At 76.0% G+C, this 12,363-nt stretch carries 12 protein-coding genes; 3 read left to right on the top strand and 9 right to left on the bottom strand.

Features of this window, described 5'->3' with window-relative positions; all coding sequences use genetic code 11:
• Positions 1 to 2: 2 nt before the first annotated feature.
• From rimI to RMN56_RS15635, 8 genes are all read right to left on the bottom strand, one after another.
• On the bottom strand, positions 3 to 455 hold the full coding sequence (gene rimI / locus RMN56_RS15670; RefSeq protein ID WP_313724468.1) for a ribosomal protein S18-alanine N-acetyltransferase: 453 nt from the start codon (positions 453 to 455) through the stop codon (positions 3 to 5).
• Positions 452 to 1,129, bottom strand: coding sequence for a tRNA (adenosine(37)-N6)-threonylcarbamoyltransferase complex dimerization subunit type 1 TsaB (gene tsaB / locus RMN56_RS15665; protein ID WP_313724467.1), 678 nt, complete (start codon positions 1,127 to 1,129; stop codon positions 452 to 454). The genes rimI and tsaB overlap by 4 nt, the downstream gene beginning before the upstream one ends.
• 122 nt (positions 1,130 to 1,251) lie before the next feature.
• A complete protein-coding gene (ung, locus tag RMN56_RS15660) occupies positions 1,252 to 1,953 on the bottom strand; it encodes a uracil-DNA glycosylase (protein ID WP_313724466.1) in 702 nt (233 codons plus the stop codon).
• A gap of 62 nt (positions 1,954 to 2,015) precedes the next feature.
• Positions 2,016 to 2,495, bottom strand: a complete 480-nt coding sequence (gene tsaE / locus RMN56_RS15655) for a tRNA (adenosine(37)-N6)-threonylcarbamoyltransferase complex ATPase subunit type 1 TsaE (protein WP_313724465.1) — start codon at positions 2,493 to 2,495, stop codon at positions 2,016 to 2,018.
• 232 nt (positions 2,496 to 2,727) lie between these two features.
• Positions 2,728 to 3,819 carry an alpha/beta fold hydrolase gene (locus tag RMN56_RS15650; RefSeq protein ID WP_313724464.1) on the bottom strand — a complete coding sequence of 364 codons (1,092 nt, stop codon included), beginning with the start codon at positions 3,817 to 3,819 and terminating at the stop codon, positions 2,728 to 2,730.
• On the bottom strand, positions 3,816 to 4,934 hold the full coding sequence (gene alr / locus RMN56_RS15645) for an alanine racemase (RefSeq protein WP_313724463.1): 1,119 nt from the start codon (positions 4,932 to 4,934) through the stop codon (positions 3,816 to 3,818). Before alr ends, RMN56_RS15650 begins: the two co-directional genes overlap by 4 nt.
• A gap of 73 nt (positions 4,935 to 5,007) precedes the next feature.
• Positions 5,008 to 6,477, bottom strand: a complete 1,470-nt coding sequence (locus RMN56_RS15640) for an NAD(P)H-hydrate dehydratase (protein WP_313724462.1) — start codon at positions 6,475 to 6,477, stop codon at positions 5,008 to 5,010.
• Between the two features lie 64 nt (positions 6,478 to 6,541).
• A complete protein-coding gene (locus RMN56_RS15635) occupies positions 6,542 to 6,910 on the bottom strand; it encodes a holo-ACP synthase (protein WP_313724461.1) in 369 nt (122 codons plus the stop codon).
• A 163-nt stretch (positions 6,911 to 7,073) separates the two neighbouring features.
• Here RMN56_RS15635 and RMN56_RS15630 point away from each other — a divergent pair, with 163 nt between their 5' ends.
• Positions 7,074 to 7,370: a type VII secretion target gene (locus RMN56_RS15630; protein ID WP_313724460.1), complete on the top strand. Its 297-nt coding sequence runs from the start codon at positions 7,074 to 7,076 to the stop codon at positions 7,368 to 7,370.
• Positions 7,367 to 9,043, top strand: coding sequence for an alpha/beta hydrolase (locus RMN56_RS15625; protein ID WP_313724459.1), 1,677 nt, complete (start codon positions 7,367 to 7,369; stop codon positions 9,041 to 9,043). Before RMN56_RS15630 ends, RMN56_RS15625 begins: the two co-directional genes overlap by 4 nt.
• Before the next feature lie 65 nt (positions 9,044 to 9,108).
• On the opposite strand, the gene glmS is transcribed toward RMN56_RS15625, so the two are convergent.
• Entirely contained in the window at positions 9,109 to 11,022 is a 1,914-nt protein-coding gene (gene glmS, locus RMN56_RS15620; RefSeq protein ID WP_313724458.1) for a glutamine--fructose-6-phosphate transaminase (isomerizing), read from the bottom strand.
• A gap of 292 nt (positions 11,023 to 11,314) precedes the next feature.
• Here glmS and RMN56_RS15615 point away from each other — a divergent pair, with 292 nt between their 5' ends.
• Complete coding sequence (locus RMN56_RS15615; protein WP_313724457.1) at positions 11,315 to 12,361, top strand: MmpS family transport accessory protein; 1,047 nt, start codon at positions 11,315 to 11,317, stop codon at positions 12,359 to 12,361.
• Positions 12,362 to 12,363: the final 2 nt, after the last annotated feature.

Genomic DNA, 12,363 nt, shown 5'->3' with positions numbered 1-12,363 from the left:
CGTCAGTCCTCGTTGCGCTGCATGACCAGCGCGTCGGTGTTGCTCGACTGGTAGTAGCCGCGGCGCACGCCGATCGGCTCGAAGCCGTACATCGCGTAGAGCCGCTGCGCGGGGGCGTTGTCGGCGGCGACCTCCAGCAGCGTGCTGCGCACCCCGCGCCGGGCCGCCTCGGCGAGCAGCGCCTCCACCAGCAGCCGGCCGATCCCCCGGCGCTGCGCGTCCCGGCGGACCGCGACGTTCTGCACCCAGGCCTCGTCGGGCGGTGCCACCATCAGCCCGGCGTAGCCGAGCACCGTGCCATCGTCGTCGGTGGCGACCAGGTAGTGATGGCCGTTGGCCAGCTCGTTCCAGAACATCGCCGGGGACCACCGCTCGGCGCCGAACAGGTCCGCCTCCAGGGGCAGCACCTGGTCGATGTGCCACCACCGGAACCGGCCCAGACGCACCTGGCTCATTGCAGGACCGGCTTGTGGCCGGTGGCCGCGACCGCGTCCGGGCGGCGCAGGTAGAGCGGGCTGAGCGGCTCGCCGGGTGCGCCCGCGCGGATCCGCTCCGCGGCCAGGCGGGCCAGCGCCAGGGCGTCCGGGTACCGCGGCTCCTCCCGGACCGGCAGGCCGAGGACGTCGGCGTACCGGTGCGCGCCGTCGCCGGCCGCCACCGTGACGGCCAGGCCCCGGGCCCGCTCGGCGGCGACCGACGGCGTGTCCACGTTCGGCCCGGCGATGCGCTGGCCCGCGCCGTCGTAGACGGCCCAGTAGACCTCCCGGCGGCGGGCGTCGCTGGCCGCCAGCACCGGCTCGCCGGCGGCCGCCGGGTGACCGATCCCGTCCAGCGAGCAGACGCCGTACGTGGGGATGCCGAGCACCTGACCCATCGTGGCGGCCGTGACCAGGCCGACCCGCAGCCCGGTGAACGGGCCGGGACCGAGCCCGGCGACGATCGCGGCCAGGTCGCCGGGGCGGGCGCCGACGTCGGCCAGCACCGCGTCGACCTGCGGGGCGAGCAGCTCGCCATGCGCCCGGGCGTCGACCGTGCACCGCTGCGCGCGGGCCGCGACGCCGTCCGCCGAGACCTCGACCAGCGCCGCGGTCACCGCGGGCGTCGAGGAGTCCACCACGAGTACGAGCACGGTATGCCAGCCTAGTCGCCGCTCCGGTTACCGGCGGTGACGCCCCTCCCGCCTCGCGGCCGCGCTCCGGAGGCGCTCCGCACGCGGACCGGCGACGCGGACCCGGCCGCTGCACACGGGGGTCAGCCGGCGGTGCGCTCCCAGTCGACGGTGGGCAGGCCGGCGTCGGCCAGCGCCTTGTTGGCGGCGCTGAACGGGCGGCTGCCCAGGAAGCCGCGCGGGTTCATGGGGCTCGGGTGGCCGGCCTCCAGCACCACGTGGTGCGGGTTGGTCACCAGGGCGGCCTTCTTGCGCGCGTAGCTGCCCCAGAGCAGGAAGACCACCCGCCGGTCGAGCGCGTCGAGGGCCCGGATGGTGGCGTCGGTGAACTCCTCCCAACCCTTGTTGGCGTGCGAGCCGGGGGTGGCCTGCCGGACCGTGAGCACCGCGTTGAGCAGCAGCACGCCCTGCGCCGCCCAGCCGCTCAGGTTGCCGCCGGCCGGCTTCGGCACACCCAGGTCCTCGCCCAGCTCCTTGAAGACGTTGCGCAACGACGGCGGCACCGCCACCCCCTCGCGCACGCTGAAGCTCAGCCCGTGCGCCTGCCCCGCCTTGTGGTAGGGATCCTGCCCGAGGATCAGCACCCGGGTCTCCGCCGGCCCGCACAGCCGGTAGGCGGAGAACAGGTCCTCGACCGGCGGGAAGACCGTGCGGGTCGCGTATTCCCCGGCGACGAACTCGGCCAGCGCCGCGGTGCGGGCCGGGTCGAGGTGCGAGGTGAGCGCCGCCCGCCAGGCGTCCGGGAGGAGCGCCAGCAGGTCGAGAGTGGGAGCGTCGTCGGGCATCGGCAGCCTTTCACCGCGTCGGATCGGTCCCCGGCACTGTAGGCAGCGGGTACGACAAGGGGTCAGTCCAGGGTGGCCAGGCGCCGCGCCCAGTCGCCACCGACCGGCTCCAGCGTGACCACCCGGGTGTCGTCGTCCCGCCGGTCGATGCGCACCCGCAGGTGGGCGTCGACCAGCTGCTCGACCATCCCCTCGCCCCACTCGACCACGGTGACCGCCTCGTCCACCGAGGCGTCCAGGTCCAGGTCGTCGATCTCGGCGCGCGGGTCGGCCGACTCCCCCAGCCGGTACGCGTCGGCGTGCACCAGGCTCACCCGGCCGCCCCGGGCCGGATCCGGCCGGTGCACCCGGGCGATCACGAAGGTCGGCGAGGTGATGTCACCGCGCACACCGAGGCCGGCGCCGATGCCCTGGGTCAGCGCCGTCTTGCCGGCGCCCAGCGGGCCGCTGAGCAGCAGCAGGTCCCCGGCGCGCAGCACCCCGGCCAGCCGGCGGCCGAACTCGTGGGTGTCGTCGACCGTCTTGAGCTCCCGCACCTTCACAGCGCCACCTCGGCTCGCGACTGCGGGGCTCGCAACCCCGGCTCACTCCTCGCGCTCACAGCGCCACCTCGGCTCGCGACTGCGGGGCTCGCAACCCCGGCTCACTCCTCGCGCTCACAGCGCCACCTCGGCTCGCGACTGCGGGGCTCGCAACCCCGGCTCACTCCTCGCGCTCACAGCGCCACCTCGGCTCGCGACTGCGGGGCTCGCAACCCCGGCTCACTCCTCGCGCTCACAGTGATTCCAGGAACCTTTCCAGCGCCGCGTTCACCTGGTCGGCGTGCTCCAGCATCACCACGTGCCCGCTGTCGTGGATCTTCACGAACTCGGCGTGCGGCAGCCGCCGCACGATCTCCTCGGAGTGGGTCACCGGCGTGATCATGTCCTTGTCCCCCACGATCACCAGCACCGGCGTGCCGGCCAGCGCGGCCAGCGCCGGGAACCGGGAGTGGGTGGCCAGGGTGCGCAGGTAGCGGGTGACCGTGTCGGCCGACGTGCGGGAGTTCATCGTCTCGACGTACGACACCAGGGCCGGGCTGGGCTTCGCCGTCCCGAAGCCGTACCTGCGGGTGAGCAGCCAGGCCACGTTGGAGGTCGACTTGCGGGCCTTGTCGATCACCGGGCCGCCGTACCGGGTGGCGTTGCTCATCATGTAGATCACCGGCGCACCGACCCGGCCGAGCAGCGCGGGCGCCACCAGCTTCGTCTCCGCGAGCAACCCGCCCGAGGTGGCCATCAGCACCGTGCCGACCACCCGATCGCCGAACAGCTCCGGGTAGAGCTCGGCCAGCGCCATGATCGTCATGCCGCCCATCGAGTGGCCGATCAGCACCAGCGGCCCCTCCGGGGCCACCTCGTCGATCACCCGGCGCAGGGTGTGGCCCAGCGCGGCCAGGTCGTAGTCGCCGCCCTCCAGCTTCCCGGAGCGGCCGTGCCCGGGCTGGTCGTAGGCGACGATCCGGTAGTCGCCGCGCGCGGCGAGCAGCTTGCGCTGGAAGTGGAACGTGCCCATGTCCAGGCAGAACCCGTGCACCAGCACCACGGTCGGATGCCCGGCGACCGGGCGGGTCGGCTCGACCACCTCCACGTGGATGTCGGTGCCGTCCGGCATCTCCAGCGCGTACGCCGCGTCGTGGCGCAGCTCGCCGAAGACCTCGTCGGCGTAGGGATCCGCGGGGTCGGACTTGAGGCGGCGGACCAGGACCCGCTCGCTCACCACCCCGGCGGCGAGCCCGGCGGCGGCCACACCGAGCGCCGCGCCGACCACCCCGGCGACCCGGCCGGCGGCGGTCCGCGGCCGGGGAACCCGGAACCGCTGACTCATGGGCGCTCGCCGTCGTAGACGCGGGGCACCCGAACGCCGCCGAACCGGGTCACGATCTCGTAGTTGATGGTGCCGACCGCCTCGGCCCAGTCGTCGGCGGTGGGCTCGCCGTCCGCGCCGCTGCCGAAGAGGGTGGCCACGTCCCCGGCGGCCACCTCGTCCTCGCCGCAGTCGACGACGAACTGGTCCATGCAGACCCGCCCGGAGATGGTCCGCCGCTTGCCGCCGAGCTGCACCGGGCCGGTGTTCGAGGCGTGCCGGGGCACCCCGTCGGCGTAGCCGAGGGGGACGACCGCCAGGTTCGCCTCCTGCTCGGTCCGGTAGATGTGGCCGTAGGAGACGCCGGTGCCGGCCGGGACCCGCTTGGTCAGCATCACCCGGGCCCGGGCGGTCATCGCCGGGCGCAGACCGAACTGCTCGCCCTCGATCGGGGAGAGGCCGTAGACGGCCAGACCGGGGCGGACCAGGTCGAAGTGGGTGTCCGGGCGGGTCAGCGTGGCCGCCGAGTTGGCCAGGTGCCGGTAGCGGGGGCGCAAACCGGCTCGCTCCACCATCTCCAGCCCCTCGTGGAACACCGCCAACTGCCGGTCGGTGGTGGGGTGGCCGGGCGAGTCCGCGTACACGAAGTGGCTCCACACCCCGACCACCTCGACCAGGCCGTCGGCCTGGGCCTTCGCGGCGGCCTCCAGCAGCGCCGGCCAGTCGGCGACGGTGGCCCCACCGCGGGACAGCCCGGTGTCGATCTTGAGATGCAGCCGGGCCGGACGGCCCGCCCGCCGGCCCGCCTCGATCATCTCGTCGAGCTGGGCGAGGCTGGCGCAGCCGAGGTCGACACCGACCGCGATGCCGTCGTGCAGCGGCAGCCCCGGGTCCAGCAGCCAGGCCAGCACGGGCGCGGTGACCCCCTCCTGGCGCAGCAGGAGCGCCTCGTCGAGGGTGCAGACGCCGAGCCAGTCCGCCCCGGCGTCGAGCGCCGCGTTGGCCGCTGGCACCATGCCGTGGCCGTAGCCGTCGGCCTTGACCACCGCCATCAGCTCGGCGCTGGTGCCCGACTTGAGCCGGGCCACGTTCTCCCGGATCGCGTCCAGGTCGACGCGCACCTCCGACTGCCACATACCCTCAGCCTACTTCCGCGGGTGATCACCGTGGCCGCGAGCCGCGCGGCCGGCCTGTGGGCCGCCGCCGCGCTCAGGGCAGGCGGGCCAGCACCGGGCGCAGCGCGGTCGCCACGTCGGGTGCGGTCACCGGGCCGCCGCGCGCCGCCTCCCGGCCGGCCAGCCCGTGCAGGTACGCCGCCGCGGCGGCCGCCCGCTCCGGGGCCAGCCCGGCGGCGAGCAGCGAGCCGAGCAGCCCGGCCAGCACGTCGCCGGTGCCCCCGGTGGCCAGCACCGGGGTGCCGGTCGGGTTGACGTAGGCCCGGCCGTCGGGGGTGCCGATGATCGTCCGGTCGCCCTTGAGCAGCACCACCGCGTTCATCCAGGCGGCCAGCCGGAGCGCCGCCCCGACCCGGTCCGCTCCCGGGGTCTCGCCGCACAGCCGGGCGTACTCGCGGTCGTGCGGGGTCACCACGATCGGCGCGTCCCGCCCGCGCAGCCGGTCCGCCAGCTTGCCGTCGACCAGCAGGGTGAGCGCGTCGGCGTCGAGCACCACCGGAACCGGCGCGGCGAGCACCGCGCGCAGCTCGGCGGCGGACGCCTCGCCGGTGCCCAGCCCCGAGCCGCAGATCCAGGCCTGCACCCGGCCGGCGTCGGCGACCCGCTCGCTGGCGATCACCGACGGGTGCTGGTGCAGCACCTCCGCGCGGGCGCCGCCCGCGTAGCGGACCATGCCGGTGGGGCCGGAGAGCGCGCCGCTCACCGAGAGCACCGCCGCGCCGGGGTAGGTGGCCGAGCCGGTCGCCACCCCGACCACGCCCCGGCTGTACTTCTCCGAGGACGGGCCGAGCCGGGGCCACCAGTCGACCAGGTCGGACCGCTCGGTGACCCGCAGCGCCGGAGTGCCGCGCAGCCAGGGCGCCAGCCCGATGTCGACCAGCTCGACGTGCCCGGCGAGCGGCGCGGCCGGGCCGACCACCAGGGCCGGCTTGAGCGCGCCGAAGGTGACCGTCACGTCGGCGCGCACCGCGCAGGGCCGGCCGGAGGCCGTCAGCGGCACGTGCCCGGTGTCCACCGCGACGCCACTCGGCACGTCCACCGCGACCACCGTGGCCCGCGTGCCGTCCCGCCCGATCCGCTCCGCGAGGCTCGCGGCGAGCTGGTCGGCGGTCTCCCGGAGCCCGCCGGTGCCGCCGATCCCGATGATCCCGTCGAGCACCAGGTCCACCACGGCCGGGGGCCGGTCGACGACGTGCCCGCCGGCGGCCCGCAGCGCGGCCAGCCCCTCCCCGTGCGCCCGGCCGGGGGTGAGCAGCAGGGCGGCGACCGCCGCGCCCCGGCGGGCCAGGTGCGCGCCCGCGTAGAGGGCGTCGCCGCCGTTGTCGCCGGAGCCGATCAGCAGCAGCACCCGGGCGCCGTAGACACCGCCCCGCTCGCCGAGCAGCAGCGCGCAGCGGCGGGCCAGCCCGGCGGCGGCCCGCTGCATGAGCGCCCCGGGCGGCAGGGTGGCCATCAGGCCCGCCTCCGCCGCGCGTACGTCCGCGACCCGCCACACCGGTCTCATGCCACCCCGTCCCGTCCGTTCGTCCCGTTCGTCCCGGACCGGCCGACCGGCCCGCCGGGTCGGCTCACTGTTCCGCGACCACCATGGCCGACGCGATCCCGCCGTCGTGCGACAACGACAGGTGCCAGCGGTTGATCCCGCGTTCGGCCGCCGCGGCGGCCACCGTGCCGGACACGGTCAGCCAGGGGCGGCCGTCCGGGTCGGAGGCGACCTCGCAGTCGTGCCAGTTGAGCCCGGCCGGCGCGCCGAGCGCCTTGGCCACCGCCTCCTTGGCCGCGAACCGGGCGGCCAACGACTCCGGCGAGCGCGGGGTGCCGGAGCCGGTGCGGCGCTCGGCCTCGGTGAAGAGCCGGTCGCCGAGCGACGGCGTGCGCGCCAGGGATTGGGCGAACCGGTCCACCAGCACGACGTCGATGCCGACAGCCACGATCACGGATCTCACCCTACCGGCGCTCCGGGCCGGGGATCAGCTGTGGACGACCCCTGTGGAAAACCCGGGGTACGCCCCACCGCCCGTTGTCCACAGGGCCGGCGCGGGTGGTCCGCCGGGCCATAGCCTCCCCGCTGTCCGTCCGCCAGTCCCAGGGAGGTCACCGATGGGCGACGAGCCGTTCAGCGTCGAGCCGGAGCTGTTGCGCGGGGTGGCCCGGGAGCTGGCCGACGACGCCTATCGGCTGGCCCGCGGGCCGGCCACCGAGCCGGGGCTCGTGGTGCCGGCCGACGGCTGGCGGGCCGGGGTGGCGCTGGCCGAGCTGGAGGCGGCGGTGCAGCGCTGGTGCGGGTCGCTCGCCGCGCGGGTGGCGGCCACCGCCGAGGCGGTCCGGGCCGCCGCCGACGGCTACGAGGCGGTGGACGAGCGGGCCGCCCGCCGTCTCGCCGGGCTCCCCCGGTGAGCGCGGCCGCCGGCTTCCGCCCGGCCGGGCGAGCGCATCCACCGGACCGGCGGGGCGAGCGGGCGGCCGACGTGCCGCCGGTCGGCTACGCGCAGCTCTGGCGGGCCGACCCGGGGGCCTGGGCCGCCGCCGGAGCGGCCTGGCGGGGGCTCACCGGCCCGGTCGGGCGCCGGGCCGACGGGCTGGACGCAAGGATCGGCGCACTGCGTCCAGGCTGGTCGGGCGCGGCCTCGGCCACCGCACAGGTGCGGATCGGCGAGCTGCGCACGGCGCTGACCGACGTGCTGCCCGCGCTCGTCGAGGTCGACCAGGTGCTCGCCGAGTTCGCCGCCCGGGTGGCCGCGGCCAAGGCCCGGCTCGGTGCCGCCGTGGCGCACGCCGGCGCCGGCAACCTGCTGGTGGACCGGGCCGGGGCGGTGCGGCCGGATCCGGCCCGCCCCCGGCCCGCCTGGCTGGTCGGCCCGGCGGTGGCGCAGGTGGGCGCCGAGATCCGGGCCGCGCTGGCGCTGGCCGGTGCGGCGGACCGGGAGGCCGCCGGCCGCCTGGCGGAGCTGGCGACGGCGGCCGTGACCGGCTGGGTGAGCGTCCCGCCGGCCTGGCGACCACCACCCGGGGCCGGGCCGATCGAGGTGGGCCGGTGGTGGGCCGGCCTCACCCCGGCGGAGCGCCGGTGGCTGGTCAGCCGCGAGCCGGACCGGGTCGGCCGCCTCGACGGGGTGCCCGTGGCGGCCCGCGACCAGGCCAACCGGCTGCTGCTGGCCCGGCGTCGGGCCGAGCTGGTGCAGCGGCGCGCCGGGCTGCTGCGCCCGCGGCCGGCCGGGCCCCTCGAACTGGCCCGGCTGGCCCGGCTCGCCGCCGTGGAGGGGGCGCTACGCGGCCTCGACGGGCTCGGCGAGCGGCTGGCCGCGCCCGGGGCGCCGCGGGCGTACCTCGTGGGGTTGGATCCGGCCGGGGACGGGCGGGCGGTGGTGGCGCTCGGCAACCCGGACCGGGCCGGCGCGGTGCTGACGTACGTGCCGGGGATGACCGCGGACCTCGCCGACGCACCGGGCGAGCTGGGCCGGGCCGCCCGGGTGCTGGACCGGTGCGCGACGGTCGAGCCGGGCACGGAGGCGGCGGCCGTGCTCTGGCTGGACTACGACGCGCCGGACTTCCTGCCCGAGGCGGCGCGGGGGCGGCAGGCCGAGGACGCCGGGCCGGCCCTGCACCGGTTCCAGGAGGGGCTGCGCGCCTCGCACGAGGGGCCGCCCGCCCGGCAGACCGTGCTGGGGCACAGCTACGGCTCGGTGGTGGTCGGCACCGCGGCCCGTGACCACGGGCTGAGCGCCGACGCCCTGGTCTTCGTGGGCTCTCCCGGCGTGGGCGTCGACCGGGCGGCCGAGCTGCGGATGCCGCCCGGCCAGGTCTGGGCCGCCACGGCGCCGGACGACGTGATCCGGCTGGCCCGGCCGCCCGAGGAGCTGGCCCACCGGGCGGTGCTGGCCGGCACGCCGCTCGGCCCGGCGGCCGCGCTGCTCGACTCGCATCACGACCGGCTCTGGTTCGGCACCGATCCGAGCTCTCCCGGTTTCGGGGGCCGGCGCTTCCCGAGCGGGCCCCACGGCCACGCCGGCTACTGGGACCCCGGCAATCCCGCGCTGGACGGGATGGCCCGGATCGTGCTGGGCCGGTGACCGCGCCGGGGCCGGAGACGGCGCGGCCCCTCCGCCGTGGGACGGAGGGGCCGCGACCGGGTCGACTACTCGACGGTGACCGACTTGGCCAGGTTCCGGGGCTGGTCGACGTCGTGCCCGCGGGCGGCGGCGATCTCGGCGGCGAGCACCTGGAGCGGCACCGTGGTCACCAGCGGCGCCAGCAGCGTCGGCGTGCGCGGCACGTAGATCAGGTGGTCGGCGTAGCGGACCACCGCCTCGTCACCCTCCTCGGCGATCACGATGGTGCGGGCGCCCCGGGCGCGCACCTCCTGGATGTTGGAGACGACCTTGTCGTGCAGCATGCCGCGGCCGACCGGCGACGGCACGATGCAGATGACCGGCGTGCCCTTGTCGATGAGCGAGATCGGGCCGTGCTTCAGCTCACCGGCGGCGAAGCCCTCGGCGTGCATGTACGCCAACTCCTTGAGCTTCAGCGCGCCTTCGAGGGCCACCGGGTAGCCCACGTGCCGGCCGATGAACAGCACGGTCGGCTCGGACTTCAGCTCACGGCCCAGCTCGCGGACCGGCTCGATCCGGTCGAGCAGCTCGCGCAGCTTGCCCGGCATCTCCTGGAGCTGGGCCACCACCGCGCCCACCTCGTCGGCGAACTTGATCCCGCGGACCTGGGCCAGGTGCAGGCCGATCAGGTAGCAGGCGACGACCTGGGTGAGGAACGCCTTGGTGGACGCGACCGCGATCTCCGGGCCGCCGTGGGTGTAGAGCACCGCGTCGGACTCGCGCGGGATGGTCGAGCCGTTGGTGTTGCAGATGGCCAGCACGCGGGCCTTCTGGTCCTTGGCGTGGCGCAGCGCCATGAGGGTGTCCATGGTCTCGCCGGACTGCGAGATCACCACGATCAGGGTCGACCGGTCCAGCACCGGGTCGCGGTAGCGGAACTCGCTGGCCAGCTCCACCTCGCAGGGGATCCGGGTCCAGTGCTCGATGGCGTACTTGGCGACCAGGCCGGCGTGGTACGAGGTGCCGCAGGCCACGATGAAGATCTTGTCGACGTCACGCAGATCCTGCTCGCTCAAGCGGACCTCGTCGAGGGCGATCTCGCCGCTCTCGGTGAGCCGGCCGAGCAGCGTGTCGGCGATCGCCTGCGGCTGCTCCTCGATCTCCTTGAGCATGAACCAGTCGTAGCCACCCTTCTCGGCGGCCGACGAGTCCCAGTCGATGTGGAAGTCCTTGCCGGTCGCGGGCTGGCCGGCGAAGTCGGTGATCTCGATGCTCTCGGGGGTGATCAGGACGATCTGGTCCTGACCCAGCTCGACCGCGTCGCGGGTGTGCTCGATGAACGCGGCCACGTCGCTGGCCAGGTAGTTCTCGCCGTCACCGCGGCCGACCACGAGGGGCGAGTTGCGCCGGGCGCCGACCACCGCGCCGGGGATGCCGGCGTCGACGGCGAGCAGCGTGAAGGCCCCCTCCAGCCGCTGGCAGACCAGCCGCATGGCGGAGGCGAGCAGCTGCGGGCTGTCGACCTCGCCGGCCGAGCGCAGGTCGGCCAGGGAACGGGCGAGCAGGTGCGCGGCGCACTCGGTGTCGGTGTCGCTGGTGAACTCGACGCCGTCGGCCTCCAGCTCGGCGCGGAGCTTCGCGAAGTTCTCGATGATGCCGTTGTGGATCACGGCGACCCGGCTGTCCGGGGAGAGGTGCGGGTGGGCGTTGCGGTCGGTCGGGCCGCCGTGGGTGGCCCACCGGGTGTGGCCGATGCTGGTGGTCCCGTCGCCGATGCCGATCGGGCTGGCGGCGCAGGACTCGGGGTCGGTGGCGGCGCGCTCGGCGAGAACCTTCTCCAGGTTGGCCAGCTTGCCGGCCTTCTTCTCGATCAGCAGCTCGTCGTCGCAGACGACGGCGACGCCCGCCGAGTCGTAGCCGCGGTACTCCAGCCGCCGCAGTCCGTCCAGCACGATGCCGAGCGCCGGGCGCGCACCGGCGTAACCCACGATTCCACACATGGTCCGCAGCCTAACCCAGTTTCGCTCACCACGTGTGCTCGGAAGTCGGGTAAACGATCACTGAATTTGAGCGAACGGGTGTGCGGATGGCGAGGATCGGACAAACCTCGCACACGGTGCGGCCACCCCGGGGCCGGGCCGCCCCATCGACGGAGGACGAGTTCCGGCGGGACCTGCGCGCACGGGGGACGCGCCATTCGGTTGGCGGCCGTACATTGAGGGCCCCGGTCGGGGCGACGCCTCCGACCCGCCCGTCCCGCGGTCGTCCGCGCCGTCCCCTGCGAGCTGAACGATGTCCGAGACGACCCCCACCCCGGACCCGGGGAACGGCGGCGGCCCCAGCGACCCGACCGCTCCGGATCCCACCACCTGGACCCCGCCGGACCCGCTCGCCGCCCCGCAGCCCTGGGCGCCACCCGCCCCCTGGGCCCCGACGCCCTGGACCCCCGGCCAGTGGGCCCCGCCCGGATCCGCTCCGCCGGGCGGCACGCCGGGCCCGTGGCCGCAGCACGGGTCCGCCATCCCGGGCGCCCCCGGGACGCCCCCGCCGCCCGGCCCGGGCACGGACCCGACGGCAGCACCCGGTCCGACCGGTTGGACGAGCCCGGGGGCAGCGCCAGGCCCGGCGGGCTGGGCCCCGGGAGCGACGCCCGGCCCGGCCGACTGGGCCACCCCGGGGGCAGCACCGCCGCCCTCCGGTCCGAGCGTCCCGGGCGGCACGCCGCGCCCGGCCGCCCCGCCGGGGTACCCGGCCGGCCCGTCCGCGCCGCCCTGGCCCGGCGGCGCTCCCGGACCGGGATGGCCGCCGGCCGGCTACCCGCCGCCGTACGCGTACCCCGCGGCGGCGCCGCGCCGGTCGACGGGCGGGTGGGTCGTCGCCGTCGTGGTGACCGTGGTCGTCGCCCTGGTGCTCGCCTTCTGCGGCTGCGTCGGCTTCGGCGTGCTCGGCAGCTTCCTCGACGACTCCGCCAGCTCCGGGCAGCCCTACGACCCGGAGTTCGACGAGCCGGACGGCGGCCTCGGCGAGGAACCCACGGACGCCGCGCCGCCGATCCCCGCCACCACCCCGTCCGGCGGGCGCGGGCGGTTCACCGTGGTGTACGAGGCGACCGGCGCCGGCACCGTCGACGTGCAGTTCTACGACGCCAACGCGGACTTCCTCCAGGTCGACGAGGTGCGGTCGCCGTGGCGGCTGGCCTTCACGGCGAACGACCGGGAACGGGTGCAGATCATCGCGTCGCCCACCGACTCGGGCGAGGCGAGCTGCCGGATCACCATCGACGGGAAGGTCGTCTCGCAGGACTCCGGCGAGTACGGCGCGACCTGCTTCGGCTGGTGACG

This window comes from Micromonospora halotolerans (assembly GCF_032108445.1).
GTDB lineage: Bacteria > Actinomycetota > Actinomycetes > Mycobacteriales > Micromonosporaceae > Micromonospora > Micromonospora halotolerans.
This window is presented reverse-complemented; position numbering and strand designations above follow the sequence as displayed.

Excerpts from the sequence above, each read along its gene's own strand:
- RMN56_RS15630 (WP_313724460.1), top strand. The coding sequence starts at position 7,074 with ATGGGCGACGAGCCGTTCAGCGTCGAGCCGGAGCTGTTGCGCGGGGTG.
- alr (WP_313724463.1), bottom strand. The coding sequence starts at position 4,934 with ATGTGGCAGTCGGAGGTGCGCGTCGACCTGGACGCGATCCGGGAGAAC.
- ung (WP_313724466.1), bottom strand. The coding sequence starts at position 1,953 with ATGCCCGACGACGCTCCCACTCTCGACCTGCTGGCGCTCCTCCCGGAC.
- RMN56_RS15615 (WP_313724457.1), top strand. The coding sequence starts at position 11,315 with ATGTCCGAGACGACCCCCACCCCGGACCCGGGGAACGGCGGCGGCCCC.
- glmS (WP_313724458.1), bottom strand. The coding sequence starts at position 11,022 with ATGTGTGGAATCGTGGGTTACGCCGGTGCGCGCCCGGCGCTCGGCATC.
- RMN56_RS15650 (WP_313724464.1), bottom strand. The coding sequence starts at position 3,819 with ATGAGTCAGCGGTTCCGGGTTCCCCGGCCGCGGACCGCCGCCGGCCGG.
- RMN56_RS15640 (WP_313724462.1), bottom strand. The coding sequence starts at position 6,477 with ATGAGACCGGTGTGGCGGGTCGCGGACGTACGCGCGGCGGAGGCGGGC.
- rimI (WP_313724468.1), bottom strand. The coding sequence starts at position 455 with ATGAGCCAGGTGCGTCTGGGCCGGTTCCGGTGGTGGCACATCGACCAG.